We start from the raw sequence: 13,316 nt of genomic DNA, 5'->3' as shown, positions 1-13,316 counted from the left end.
CCGCCCCGCTCGTATCCGCACCTGGCATCCCGTATCCCCCGTTCCCCATCCCCGCAGTTCGCGGGGCCGCCCGGATGTGTGTCTTCGTGCGTGAAAGGTGAACATCCGTCAAGAACCGCTGACCGATACGTTGACACGGGTATGGGCTGTGTCACAGCATGAGCGCGGCCCAATACTTACTGGTCGGTAAGGTGTCCTCGGTGTGGAGGTCTTCGTGTCAGGTGCTGTTTCCAGAGTGCGCGGCCCACTCGTGGCGGTCGCCGGGGCGGCCCTCGTCGCCCCCCTCGTCGTCGCCGGCCCGGCCCACGCCGAGGCCGATCCGTACACCGTCACCCCGCTGAAGTTCACCATCGGGGCGGGCGATCGCACCTGCACGGTGGACGCCGACCTCTACCGGCCCGCCGGGACCGGCGCGGACGATCCCGCCCCCGCCGTCCTCGCCACCAACGGCTTCGGCGGCAGCAAGTCCGACGGCTCCACCGACACCATCGGCAGGGCCTTCGCCGAGCGCGGCTACGTCGGGCTGGTCTACTCGGGCCTCGGATTCGGTGAGTCCGGCTGCCTGATCACCCTCGACGACCCCGCCATCGACGGCAAGGCCGCGAGCGAACTCATCGACTTCCTGGGGGGAGTTCGCGCGGCCGACGACGGAACCAGGGCCTACTTCGTCACGCGGGACGCCGACGGCGACCCGCGCGTCGGTATGATCGGCGGCTCCTACGGCGGCGCGGTCCAAATGGCGACCGCCGCCGTCGACCCCCGGGTCGACGCCCTCGTCCCGCTGATCACCTGGAACGACCTCGGTTACGCGCTGGCCCCCAACAACACCGGAGCCCGCACCGGCGTCACCTCCGACACTCCCGGCGTCTTCAAGTGGCAGTGGACCAACGGCTTCTACCTCATCGGGGAGGGGCAGCCGCTCCTCAACCCGAGCCTGGACCCGTCCCGCTTCAACCGGCTGGACTGCCTGCACTTCGCCACCCGCGCCTGCGAGACGATCCGGCTGCTCAACTCCGGCCGCTACCCCGCCGATCAGACCGAGACGATGCTCGCCTACGCGCGCAGCGTCTCCCCCGTCTCCTACCTCGACCGGGTCAAGGCCCCCACCCTCATCGTGCAGGGCCAGGCTGACAGCCTGTTCAACCTCAACGAGGCCACCGCCACCTACCGGACGCTCAAGGCGCAGGGCACCGAGACGAAGATGATCTGGCAGTCCTGGGGGCACAGTGGCGGCCAAGTCCCCGGCGAACTCGATCTGAGCCAGGGCAATCTGGAGACCAGCCACGTCGGACAACGGGTACTGGCCTGGTTCGACCGCTACCTCCACAAGAAGACGGACACCGACACCGGACCCGCCTTCTCCTACTACCGCGACTGGCGGAGCGGCTACGGCACCTCCGCCGACGTCCCCGCCCTCTCACGGTCCCTGTACCTCTCCGGCGACGGCAAACTCGTCGACAACCGCTCCAAGGTGGCGCGTGGCAGCCGCCAGTACACCAACTGGCCCGTGCCCACCAGCCACTCCGAGAGCTCCATCGCCCCGCTGATCGGACTGCCCGACCCCAAGCCGTACGACACCAGGGGCACCTACCTCGGCTGGCGCGGCGAACCCCTTACCGAGCCCCTCGATGTCGTCGGCGCGCCGAAGGCCACCCTGAAGGTCGTCTCGCCGCAGACGGAACGGGTCCAGAACAGCGGCGACGCCTCCGACAAGCTCGTCCTGTTCGCCAAGGTCTACGACATCGCGCCCGACGGAAGCCGTACGCTGGTGAACCGGCTCGTCTCCCCGATCCGGGTCCCCGACGTCACCCGGCCCTTCACGGTGGAGCTGCCCGGCATCGTGCACCGGTACGAGAAGGGGCACCGCCTGGAGTTCGTGATCGCCGCCAGCGACACCGCCTACTTCGGCAACCGCGGCGTCAAGCCCGTCACCGTCGTCCATGCCCCCGAGGACACCGGCGTCCTGGAACTCCCGGTGGTCCCGGCCGGCTGACGCCCGCCGCCCCGTTCACCCGAACGGCCGCACATCACCGCACCCCGAACCCGGCGGCCGGACATGCTGGGACCCCGGGGGCGGTCGCGCGCACGACGGCGGGGCCGGACGGCGAGAAGCGAGCGGAAGGGCCGGACCATGAGCCCCAAGGACGTATCGAACGGGCGCGGGCGCGGGCGCGGCACGGGCTGGATCACTCCGGGGCGCGTGGTGGTCGCCCTGGTGGTCGTGCTCGTCATCGTGTTCATCTGCGTGAACACGAACAAAGTCACCATCCGGGTGCTGATCCCCGAAGTGACGATGCCCCTGTGGTTCGCCCTGCTGGCGATGTTCCTGATCGGCCTCGGCTGCGGCGGCTACCTCTTCCGCCGACGGGGCAAGTGACGGCGGACCCGCCACTGCCGCACACCCTCGTCTCCTCCCCGGAGTCCGGGCGGACCCCGGGCCCGCGAAAATCCGGCCGACGGACCTCTGGCCCACGCGGCCACCTGCGTGTTCCATGGTCACCGGGGGCGCCCGGACCTGCGGCGGCCCGCCGCGAGGGAACGAGGGTGCCTTGGCCACGACCGTACGACGTGCCGTACTGAACCTGCCCGCAGCGCCGCTCGGGCCGGAGAACCCGCTCCCGCCGCTGCGGACGCCCGCCCCGCCGCCCGTGCTCGACCCCCGCGAACGGGCGGGCCTGCCGCGAGACATGGCCCGGCAACTGGGCCACCGTCCGCTGCGCACCGTACTGCCCACCCGGCTGCTCGACGGCTATGGGCGCGAGCGCACCCCCACCGACATCGACGCCGTCGTCATCGAGAACACCCGGCTGCGCGTCACCGTGCTGCCCGGACTCGGCGGCCGGATCCACTCCCTGCACCACAAACCCACCGGCCGCGAACTGCTCCACCGCAACCCGGTCCTCCAGCCCGCCGCCTTCGCCCTCAACGGTGCCTGGTTCTCCGGCGGGATCGAGTGGAACATCGGCGCCACCGGTCACACGACCCTGTCCTGCGCACCGCTCCACGCCGCTCTCGTGCCCGCCCCCGACGGCTCCACGATGGTCCGGCTCTGGGAATGGGAGCGACTGCGCGACCTGCCCTTCCAGGTGGACCTCTGGCTCCCCGAGGACTCCGACTTCCTGCACGTCGGCGTGCGGATACGCAACCCGCACGAACAGCCCGCACCGGTCTACTGGTGGTCCAACATCGCCGTCCCGCAGACCCCGGACACCCGTGTACTGGTCCCGGCCGACGAGGCCTGGCACTTCGGCTACGACCACACCCTCACCCGGGTCGGCGTCCCGGAGTCGGGCGGCCTCGACCACACCTACCCGCTGCGCTCCGAGTACCCCGCCGACCACTTCTACGAGCTGACCGACGACGCCCGGCGCTGGATCGCCGCGCTCGACGAGGACGGCCACGGGCTCGCCCAGACCTCCACCGACCTGCTGCGCGGCCGCAAACTGTTCCGCTGGGGGAACGGGAGGGGCGGCCGCCGCTGGCAGGAGTGGCTGAACGGGCCCGGGGAAGACGGCTACGCGGAGATCCAGGCCGGGCTGTCCCGTACCCAGCTGGAGCACGTCCCGCTGGAGGCGGGCGCCGCGTTCAGCTGGCTGGAGTCCTACGGTCCGCTGTCCGCCGACCCGTCCGCCGTGCACGGCCGGGACTGGGCCGCCGCCACCGAGGAGGCCGCCGCGCGGCTGGAGGAGGCTCTCCCGCGCGGCGCGGTGGAGGAGGCGTACGCGGCCTGGCTGCCGCACGCCGACACCGAACCGGGCGAGGTGCTCGCCGTCGGCTCCGGCTGGGGCGCGCTGGAGATGCTGCGGGGCGGCCACCGGCTGCCCGGCACCCCGTTCCCCGCCGCCGCCATCGGCGCCCAGCAGGCACCCTGGCGGGAGTTGCTGGAGCACGGCACCCTGCCGAAGCCGGCCTCGGACGGCATACCCGGCCCGACACCGGTCTCGCCGCCCTGGCGCGACATGCTGGAGACCGCCGACGCGGACTCGCACACCGAGTACCACCTCGGTATCGCGCAGTGGCACGCCGACGACCGGGCGCAGGCCGTCCGCAGCTGGGAACGCGGCCTGGAGTGCGGCCCCGCACCGCGCTGGCCGCTGCTGCGCTGCCTCGCCGTCGCCGCCGAGGAGAGTGGCAGGCCGGACCACGCCGCCGAGCTGTACGCCGAGGCCTTCGCGGACCTCGGGGCTCCGGGAACGGGGGACCTCACGGCGTCGACGGAGGGCGCCGCTCTCCTCGTCGCCCTGGCCCGCGAGACCGTCGAGGCACACCTGTCAGCCGACCGGCCCGGGGCGGCCCGGACGCTGCTGGCCGGGCTGCCGGGGGACATCCGTGAGCGCGGGCGTTTCCGGCTGCTCCTCGCCCGGGCCCTGGTCGCCGAGGGCGACACCGGGGCGGCCCGCGGGATCTTCGACGCCGGATTCGAGGTCGCCGACCTGCGTGAGGGGGCCGGAATCCTGGGCGAGCTGTGGGCGTTGGTCAGCGACGAGCCGCTGCCGGACGCCTACGACTTCCGCATGAGCCCTCCGGAGGCATAGGGCCTGATGGTGAAGGCGAGCGACTTTCGCCGTCACGGCTACAGGTACTCGTCATCGGGGCAGTCGGTTCGCCGAAGGTGACCGTCCGCGGAACGGCGGGCGGTTCGTCGCATGGGTACTTCGAGCCAGTGCCCGTCGAGGAGCATCCACATCGCGAAGACGGCGTCGTTCTCGTTGTGCAGCAGCAGTTGGGCCGAGTGGGGGCACTTCCAGGGCAGCGTCCGGAGCGTGCTGCGGAGCTTTTCGGCGTTGAGGTGATCGAACGTGCCTGCGAGGACGTGGCATTCAGCGCCCTGGGGGCTGCCTCCCCAGTGCCCGAGCTCCTGGTCCCCGCTGACCCGCTTGAGGGCGCCGCGTCCCAGGCCGGCGTCATGGGGGTCAAGGCTGGTGATGTCCTGAAGCACCGCGTCTTCCAGGTAGCTGAACAGCAGTATGACGTCGGTGAAGTCGCTCATCAGTGATCTCTTCCACGTTCAAGGTCAGGGCCCGGGGCGCTGCCACGCACCGTGAATCACACCACTCCAGGCCGCCATCGCCCGCCGCGACCACGGCCCCGGGCAGTCAAGGCCCGGGCGGGAGACAGCCAGGGCCTTGCCCCGGCGCCACGATGTTTCCGCCGCCGCCCGGCCGGAATCCGGCAGCAGGGGAGCAGACATGGCAGCGGGTCGCGACGGCCCGGCGGGAGCCCACCCGGACACCGTCCCGGGCCGGCCTCCCCGGGCAGCGGGCCTCACCGTATCGCCTCGGCCCGGACCGGCGGGGGGCGTCAGCCGAGGACGACAGGGCGCCCGGCCGGCCGGACACCGGCCCGGGCCGGCTCGGACGGGCATGGACGGTACTGCTCGCGGTGGCACCGGCGAGCTCCCAGGCGAAGGACGAGCGAATCGACGAGGTCAGCCGGAGGAGAAGCCCGGTGTCGAGCCTGCGTTCAGAGACCACAAAGCGGCGGTGTACCAGAGGAGGGCGATTCCGAGGACGAGCAGGGAGCCCATCGCGGGAAGCAGCCAACCGGGCAGGGATCTGCTGCGCACCACGATCACCTTGGCTGCGAAGGCACCGTAGAGGGCGCACCCGGCGAAGGAATGAATGGTGGTGCGTGGAGATGTCGTCTCGATTCCGTAGGTCGAAAGGCAGTGGTAGGCGATCGGGAGTGAGAAGAGAAGGGTGAGGAATCCGAGCGACCGGTGCCCCAACCGCACAGGTCGGGGCGCGCGACGGGTGCCCGGGAGGCGGCCGTACATCCACAGGGCAAGGCCGAGTTGGATGAGGGCGAGGCCGAGCAGCGCGGTGCCGAGTCGAGCCTTGAGGTCGACTGCGGCGATACCGTGCTCTCCGAAGAGCCCGTAGTCGTAGTCCGGTGTGTTGTGGGTTCCGAAGAGGTAGATCCCGACGCCGACCGCGACAGGCACCAGGACGCCGAGAAGGGCGAGGCTTCTACGGGTCGCGCGACTCTCTCCGCCCTTCCCGTCGTGTGGTGAACTCATTGTTCTCCGGCTCAGCTGTCGACCTGCTTGCCCTTGGCGTCCAGGACGTACCACTCGGCACCGAACTGGTCGAGGCCCTGGCCGTTCGTCTGGCCGGGCTTCTTGTCGCCGGCGTAGTAGTAGAGCGGGTGACCGTTGTAGGTGACCTGCTCGTCGCCACCGGAACGCTTGGTGATGTCGAGCAGCTTCTTGTCCACGCCGCTTCCGGCCTTGGCCGCACCCTTGCTGAGCAGCGGGGGCCAAGCTTTCGCACAGTCGCCCTGGCAGTTCGACTTGTTCTTCTCGTCGGCGAGAAAGAGGTAGAGGGTGCGTCCCTTCTCGTCCACGAGGACCGTGCCGAGCCCGCCCGCGGACTTCGTGTCGACGGTGGCCGCCTGGGAAGGCGAGGCACTGGAGGCGACGGAGCCGTACCCGTCCCCCGAGGCGTCGCCGGAGCTGTCGGAGCAGCCGGTCAGAACGGTGGCGAGCAGGGTGGCGGCACAGGTGGTGGCCATGGCGGTGCGCTTCATCGAGGGCTCCAGGGGTGAAGACGGGGACGGGCCCCCTTTCTCTCCCCGCCTGTGCCCGACCGCAGACAGAACCGTCGCCGCTACCACTCTCCCAGCTCACAGGTCCGGGTTCGTACGATGACGCGGTGGTGGGACCGGATGGCGCGCCCGACGCTTGTGGCGGTCACCGTCCCCACCCGGGTCAAAGCCCCCGCCGTCTGCCGCGTCACGCCGGGGGCCGCGGATATCGCGGCATGGGCAGACGGCCGAAGGTGTTGATCTACATCGATGAGGAGCCGTGATGGTGCTCGGCGGCGCTCCAACGATGGCGCACACCGGCTGCCCCGCCGCCTCGACAGTCGAATCGTGTTCGCGTCGGACGCGAAGCCTTCGCGTCCGACGCGAACACGAGTTCTGCCATGCTCAGGAACCCGAGATCCGCCGACCGGTGGATGGGGAGGCCGGCCGGAACAGCCGGACGCCCCCGTCCGTCGCGCTGGACAGATGGGGGCGCACTGGAGGGAGGGTGCGGCCGATCCGTCGGTCAGGGGGCCACACCCGACGTGACGGCGGTGAGAAGCGCGCCCGACGAGGTGTCGCCGCGGAGGTTGGACAGGAACGCTCCGCCCATCCCGTTCTCCTTCATGTAGGCGGTCTTGTGGGCGATCGTCGCCGGTGTGTCATAGCTCCAGTACTCGGTGCCGCACCACGCGACGGCGGTCTTTCCCCGCTCCTCGGTGGGTGCGCACCTGGGGCTGATGGTGCGGTAGTCGTCGAGTCCGGGGCCGAAGGCGCCGGCGGCGGGCCCCCGTGCCGTGGGCGCGTGCGACCAGGGGTACTGGATCACGCCCTGCCAGCCCCATGCGTGGGTGGGGATGCCGAACACCAGCTTGTTCGGGTGGATGGCCTCGCCCGTCAGACTCCACATGTCGTAGCCGGCGTCGCTGCCCCACTCCCAGATGTCCCAGGGCACCAAGGGGGCGCTGGGCACCGGCCGCTGGCTCCACAGGTCTTGCTGCGCGTGGTAGTAGTCGTACGTTTCCACGTTGTACCAGTCGACGTGGGCCGCCGCCCGGGGAAGGTCGGACTTCAGGTACGACGCTTCCGCGCTGCCGTCACGGCTGATGGTCATCGTCAGCAGCCGGCCGGCGCCCAGCGCGCTCCGCATCTCGCGGGCCAGGGGGGTCACCGTGGTCGGACCGTCGGCGGGGCAGGTGCGGTAGCACGGGGCGAACTCCACGGACAGGTCGATGCCGTCGAAGAGGCCCGCCCAGCGGGGGTCGTCGAGGAGCTGTGCGCAGGAGGCGGCGAAGGCGGCCGGATTCTCACGGGCGGCCGCCCAGCCGGCGGTCCCCTCGTCCCCGCCGAACGACCAGAGGACCTTCAGCTGCGGGTACTGGCTCTTCAGCGCGCGGAGCTGGTTGAAGTAGCCGCGCAGCGGCTGGCTTGTGGTGTCGGCCCGGCCGGAGACGCTGTTCGCCGCGGTGAAGGACCGTTCCAGCGCGGCGTGCTTGTCCCCGATACCGCACCGGCCGCCTTCGACGGTGCCGAAGCCGTAGGTGAGGTGGGTGAGTTTGGCGGCGGAGCCGCCGGTGGCGAGATCTTTGAGGTGGAAGCCGTGTTCGTAACTGTTCTTCTCGGTGAAGACGCCCATCACGACCGGCTTCGCGGGCATCGGCGGCGTCGTGCCCGTCGTGGTGACCGAGGTGTGATTGCTGGACGCGGGGTGTCCGGTGCGTGGCACGGAGACGACGGCGAACGAGTAGCGCCGGTTGGGGACGAGCCCGGTGAACGTGTGGGTCGTACCGGTGGTGGTCGCGACCACCACGTTGTTCTTCATCACCTCGTAGTGGAGGACATCCACGGGGGCGGTGGGCGGTGTCCAGCGAACGGAGACCGCGGTGTCCGTGACCTCCACAGCGACAGGTGCGCCCGGATGAACACTGTCGGCGGCCTGCGCCGGAGCCGCCAGGCCCGCCAACAGACCTGTCAGCAGCACCAGTCCCGTCAGTACAGCGGTGATCCGTGGCCTCCTGCGGGGTGCGGGACGATGTCCCATCGTGTCTCCTCGGGTGGAACGGACAGAGATGGCACCGCTTCACCGGAGACATACAAGAGGTCCGTCGCGGCCTGCGCAGAGACTAGGGAGGACGGAGGTCGTGGAGCAACGACAATGAGGCCACTCTCACCGGACATCTGCGTTCCTCAGCTACGCGGGGCGGCGCCACGGCTACGTGGGGCGGCACCACGACCGTCAGGTCCGGGCACCCGCTGCGGCCTCTTGCGTCCCGCCGCCTTCCTGGCCGGCAGAAGCGGGGCGGAGGGCTCTACGGGTCCCGTCGAATCCCGCGCCGCGGTGGCCGACCCGGGATCCACCCGCCGCGCTCGAAGCGCTGCGCCGACGTGCTCGTCAGCCCTTCGTAGAAGGCCACCGAGGCCTCCAGATCGTCGACGCGGATACGCAGGGTGGTTCCGAGGATCTCCCTGCGTACGAGGGTAGTCGGCGGCCATCACCGGTGTGATCGATTGCGGGTGGGTCGGAACCCCTCCGCACCTCACGCCGGACTCTCCCCGCCTCACACCCGGCAGAGCACCTCGCCGTGCGGGACCATGAACCAGCCGTCGCCCTCCTCGCCCCAGGAGCGCCACGCCGCGGCGAGGGCCGTGAGCTGCTCGGCGCTCGCATGTCCGCCCCGTACCGCCAGTTCGGCGTAGACCGAGTCCGTCGTACGGTCCGCCCACAGGCCGCTCCACCAGGCGCGGCTCTCCGGGGTGGCGAAGCACCAGGCGGCCGCGGTGGGGGTGATGTCGGTGAACCCGGCCCGCCGCGCCCAGGAGAGGAGCCGGCGGCCGGCGTCGGGCTCGCCGCCGTTGCCGCGGGCCACCCGGCCGTACACCTCGAGCCATTCGCCGAGACCGGGGGCCTCCGGGTGCCAGGTCATCGCGGCGTAGTCGCTGTCGCGCGCCGCGACGACGCCGCCGGGGCGGCAGACGCGCCGCATCTCGCGCAGCGCCTGGACCGGGTCGCCCACGTGCTGGAGCACCTGATGGGCGTGGACCACGTCGAACGAGTCGTCGGGGAAATCCAGGGAGTGGACATCGGCCACCACGAACTCGACGTTCTCCAGGCCTCGTTCGGCGGCCACTGCGGCGGCCTGGCCGAGAATGCCGTCGGTGGTGTCCACCGCGGTGACCCGGCCCGGCGCGACCCGTGCGGCCAGATCGGCGGTGATGGTTCCGGGGCCGCAGCCGACGTCCAGCACGGCCAGGCCGGGGCGGAGTTCGTCGAGGAGGTACGCCGCCGAGTTGGCGGCGGTCCGCCAGCGGTGCGAGCGCAGGACCGACTCGTGGTGGCCGTGCGTGTACACGGCGGTCTCCTTCGGCATGGCGTTGCGTCCTCTCCCGAAAACCTCGCGCCGACGGGCACGGCGACAGGGGCCACCGTACGCCGCCATGCCGAATGGTGAGATAGGTGTCTTGATATGCGGACGGCTGGTGAATGCTGCCGGGTGGTGTCCGGGAGATCGGGGAGGGCGGGAAGCGCGGGGAGGGTGCGTCCGGGAGGTCAGATCGGCATGGGGCAGTAGACGGTCAGGGCCTCCGGTAGCTTGTCGATCGTCAGTTCCGTTCCGGAGTGCGCCACTTCGCCGTCGTACGCGTACGGAGTCCCCGGCGCGAGGCCGCCGATCCGCACCCGGCGCCGCCGCACGGCGGCATGGGCGGGGGACCGGGTCAGCGGTCCCGCCACCGCCGCCGCCAGCAGACGCAACGCCGGTGTCCGGCCGCCGTGCACCACCCGGACGTCCAGCAGTCCGTCCGCCAGGTTGTGGCGACGCCCCGGGGCGGGACCCACCCGCTGGAAGAGTCCGTTGCCGACGAAGAGCAGCCACAACGGCCGCCTGCGTCCCTGGATTTCGGCCTCCAGTGGACGCCGGCCGCGCAGCACGTGGAACGCCGCGAGCACGCCCGCCGGCCAGCCGCCGATCCGCGGCGACCAATGTTCCCGGGTGCGCACCAGGTCCGGATAGACGCCCAGCGAGAAGGCGTTGAGGAAGTACCCGGCCGACCCGTCCGCACCCTCGGGCCCCGGCCGGAATCGGCCGAGGTCCACCCGGATAGCATCGCCCGCGGTGAGGGCGGCGGCGGTGTCGTGGACGGTTTCGATGCCCAGGTCGTAGGCGAAGTGGTTGAGCGTGCCGCCGGGGAAGACCGCCAGCGGCATCCCGTGCGTGGCTGCCACGGAGGCCGCCAGATTCACCGTGCCGTCGCCCCCGCAGACACCCAGCGCCCGGCCCCGGCCCGCCGCCTTCTCCATCGCGGCCGACAGTTCCTCGGGACCCACCTCCACCACCTCCGCCGCGGGCAGCGCCTCGCGCACGAGCGACGCGGTCGCGGTGGCCGTGCCCGACTCCTGGTTCACCACCACGACGAGGTCCTTCCCGGCGGGCAGCTCCGGGGCCTCGCCCGGCGGGCGGCCGGGAGCGGGCAGCTGGCCCCGGGTGGGCACGACCCCACGCAGGGCGAACGCGGCCCCTATGCCGAGCGCCGCACCCGCCAGCACATCGCTCGGATAGTGGACCCCGGTGTAGACGCGGGAGGCGGCCACCGCCACCGCGACCGGGGCCACGACCGCGCCCCAGCCCTTGGACTCCAGGGCCACCCCGGTGGCGAAGGCCGCCGCCGACGCCGCGTGGCCCGAGGGGAAGGAGGTGGTGATCGGCTGCCGCTTGAGCTGCCGCACCACCGGCACCAGGTCCGCTATCGGTCGCTCGCGGCGCACCGCGCCCTTGCCGACCGTGTTGATCGCCGCCGAGGCCACGGCGAGGGACGCCACTCCGCGCAGCGCGGCCCGGCGCGAGCGCGCACTGCTGCCGAGGGCCGCGATCCCGGCCGCCGCCCCGAACCAGAGCAGCCCGTGGTTGGCGGTCCGGCTCAGCCTCGGCAGCAGTGGGTCGGCGCCCGGCCAGTGCCGGTCAGCGACGCTCCGGAAGACGGCCAGGTCCCGCTCCTGCAGCCAGCCGCGCAACCGGGCGGCGGCGGGAGCGGTGGCGGTGGCGGGTGAGGTTCTCGGTGAGGACATGGATCAGCGGATACCCGGCCGCGCCACGCTGAACCAGCAGGCGCGCTGAGACCCCGGCCACGCGCCGCCACCGACCGGCGGAACGGTCCGCGCGGCGACGGCCCACGCGGCGACGGCGCGCGACTGGGCGGGCGGGCCGCCCGGAACCTCCGTATAAAGAAGCCAGAGGCTGTCGGCCACGTAGCCAGAGGCCATCGGCCAGGGAAGCCGGCGGCCGTCGGCCTGGGCAACGAAGCCGGAGAACCCGGACCCGAACCCGGACCCGAACCCGGACCCGGACCCGGACCCGGACCCGGAGCCGATACTCCGGGCGGACCGCCGGAGACGCCGGAGACGCCGCGGACGCGGAGCGAAGAGTGGCTGAGGAGGGCCGGATGCACGGGACCGAGGACCACGCACCCGCGCACCAGGACCACGGCCCTGTCCGCTACGGGCCGCCCGCCCCCGACCCCGGTCTCCCGGTCCTCCCCGAACTGGCCGCCGTCCTCGCCGCCGCCTCCGCCCGGACCCGCCCGGAACCCCCAGGTGGGGGGCGACTCCTGCGCGAGGCGGCCCGTGGGTACTGGGACCGGCGCGGGCTGCACGGCGCGGCCGGCGGCATCGCCGCCGCCCCCGGCGCCCAGCCGCTCCTCCTGGCCCTGATCGGCGCTCACGGCGGCGACGTCCTCATGCCGCGCCCCTGCCCGGCCGCCTGGATGCCGCAGGCCCGGCTGCTGGGCCGTCCCGCCTACCAGGTGCCGACCCCGGCCGAATGCGGCGGCGTGCCCGACCCGTACGCCCTGCTGGAGACCGTCCGCCGGGTCCGCGCGGAGGGCGGCCGGCCGAAACTGCTGCTGCTGTCCGTCGTGGACGACCCCACCGCCACCGTCGCCCCGCCCGAGCTGGTCCACGAGGCGTGCGAGGCGGCGGTCGGTGAAGGGCTGCACATCATCAGCGACGAGACCTGGCGCGACACCGTGCACCGGCCCCGCGACACCGTCCTGCTCAGCCCCGCCGAGATGTGCCCGGACGACGTCACGGTGATCGGCGACCTGTCCGGAGCCCTCGTACCGGCCACCTGGCCGGTCGCCGTCGCCCGGTTCCCGGACACCGCCCGCGCCGCCGTCCGGCACGCCCGCACCCTGGACATCCTCACCGCGCTCGGCGCCCTCGTCGCGGCTCCGGTCGCCCACGCGGCCGCCCACGCCCTGGGGGAGCCGGGGTCCGTGCGCGAACGGATCCGGCGCGCCGCGGCGCTCCAGTCCGAGGTCGCCGCCGCCGCCCATCGCGCGGTCCTCTCCTCCGGCGCACTGGCCCGCCCCCCACAGGCGGGCCGCCACCTCTACGCCGACCTCGGGCCGCTGCGCTCCCGGCTGGCGGACCTGGGAGTGACGGACTCCATGGAGCTGGAGGAGTACCTCACCGACCGGCTCGGCGCACCGGCCCCGGGCGGACACCGCTTCGGTGACGAACTGGGCGCCCTGCGCGTACGCCTGGGTACCGGACCGCTGGTGGGGGCCACCCCGCAGCAGCAGGCGGAGTCCCTCACCGCCGCCGAGCCCCTGGAGCTCGCGCATGTGGGGCGGGCGCTGGACAGTTTCGCGGCGGTGTTCGGCGCGCTGCGCTGAGCGCGGACGAGGAGAAACCGAGAAGCCGGAAGCTGGAAGCCGGAGCAGCCGGAGGAGTCGGAGCAGCCGGAAACCGGAGAATGTGGTTGCCGGTGAAGTCGGGTGCCGCGGTGTGTGGGGAT

Annotated in this window: 10 protein-coding genes and 1 pseudogene; 4 read left to right on the top strand and 7 right to left on the bottom strand. The window is 72.2% G+C overall.

Annotated features, from left to right (window positions below):
* Positions 1-235 precede the first annotated feature (235 nt).
* The 3 genes from ACZ60Q_RS04615 to ACZ60Q_RS04605 all read left to right on the top strand — a co-directional run bounded on the left by ACZ60Q_RS04615 (position 236) and on the right by ACZ60Q_RS04605 (position 4,535).
* Positions 236-1,993, top strand: coding sequence for a CocE/NonD family hydrolase (locus ACZ60Q_RS04615; RefSeq protein ID WP_469628338.1), 1,758 nt, complete (start codon positions 236-238; stop codon positions 1,991-1,993).
* A 138-nt stretch (positions 1,994-2,131) separates the two neighbouring features.
* Complete coding sequence (locus tag ACZ60Q_RS04610) at positions 2,132-2,377, top strand: LapA family protein (protein ID WP_469628335.1); 246 nt, start codon at positions 2,132-2,134, stop codon at positions 2,375-2,377.
* 172 nt (positions 2,378-2,549) lie between these two features.
* Complete coding sequence (locus ACZ60Q_RS04605) at positions 2,550-4,535, top strand: DUF5107 domain-containing protein (RefSeq protein ID WP_469628332.1); 1,986 nt, start codon at positions 2,550-2,552, stop codon at positions 4,533-4,535.
* Positions 4,536-4,573: 38 nt separating this feature from the next.
* Here ACZ60Q_RS04605 and ACZ60Q_RS04600 read toward each other — a convergent pair whose 3' ends face one another.
* The 7 genes and pseudogenes from ACZ60Q_RS04600 to ACZ60Q_RS04570 all read right to left on the bottom strand — a co-directional run bounded on the left by ACZ60Q_RS04600 (position 4,574) and on the right by ACZ60Q_RS04570 (position 11,587).
* Entirely contained in the window at positions 4,574-4,990 is a 417-nt protein-coding gene (locus ACZ60Q_RS04600) for a hypothetical protein (protein ID WP_469628330.1), read from the bottom strand.
* Positions 4,991-5,428: 438 nt separating this feature from the next.
* Entirely contained in the window at positions 5,429-6,019 is a 591-nt protein-coding gene (locus tag ACZ60Q_RS04595; protein ID WP_469628328.1) for a DUF6529 family protein, read from the bottom strand.
* An 11-nt stretch (positions 6,020-6,030) separates the two neighbouring features.
* A complete protein-coding gene (locus tag ACZ60Q_RS04590; RefSeq protein WP_469628327.1) occupies positions 6,031-6,528 on the bottom strand; it encodes a COG4315 family predicted lipoprotein in 498 nt (165 codons plus the stop codon).
* Positions 6,529-7,051: 523 nt separating this feature from the next.
* Positions 7,052-8,566, bottom strand: a complete 1,515-nt coding sequence (locus ACZ60Q_RS04585) for a glycosyl hydrolase family 18 protein (protein WP_469628324.1) — start codon at positions 8,564-8,566, stop codon at positions 7,052-7,054.
* 316 nt (positions 8,567-8,882) lie between these two features.
* Positions 8,883-8,987: pseudogene (locus tag ACZ60Q_RS04580) on the bottom strand (VOC family protein); the annotation flags it as partial.
* Positions 8,988-9,083: 96 nt separating this feature from the next.
* Positions 9,084-9,893 carry a methyltransferase domain-containing protein gene (locus ACZ60Q_RS04575; RefSeq protein ID WP_469628322.1) on the bottom strand — a complete coding sequence of 270 codons (810 nt, stop codon included), beginning with the start codon at positions 9,891-9,893 and terminating at the stop codon, positions 9,084-9,086.
* Between the two features lie 179 nt (positions 9,894-10,072).
* Positions 10,073-11,587: a phosphatase PAP2 family protein gene (locus ACZ60Q_RS04570; RefSeq protein ID WP_469628319.1), complete on the bottom strand. Its 1,515-nt coding sequence runs from the start codon at positions 11,585-11,587 to the stop codon at positions 10,073-10,075.
* Positions 11,588-11,961: 374 nt separating this feature from the next.
* Here ACZ60Q_RS04570 and ACZ60Q_RS04565 point away from each other — a divergent pair, with 374 nt between their 5' ends.
* Positions 11,962-13,194: an aminotransferase class I/II-fold pyridoxal phosphate-dependent enzyme gene (locus ACZ60Q_RS04565; protein WP_469628316.1), complete on the top strand. Its 1,233-nt coding sequence runs from the start codon at positions 11,962-11,964 to the stop codon at positions 13,192-13,194.
* The last annotated feature ends 122 nt before the right edge of the window (positions 13,195-13,316 follow it).

The organism is Streptomyces sp. NPDC104313 (assembly GCF_055583985.1).
This window is presented reverse-complemented; position numbering and strand designations above follow the sequence as displayed.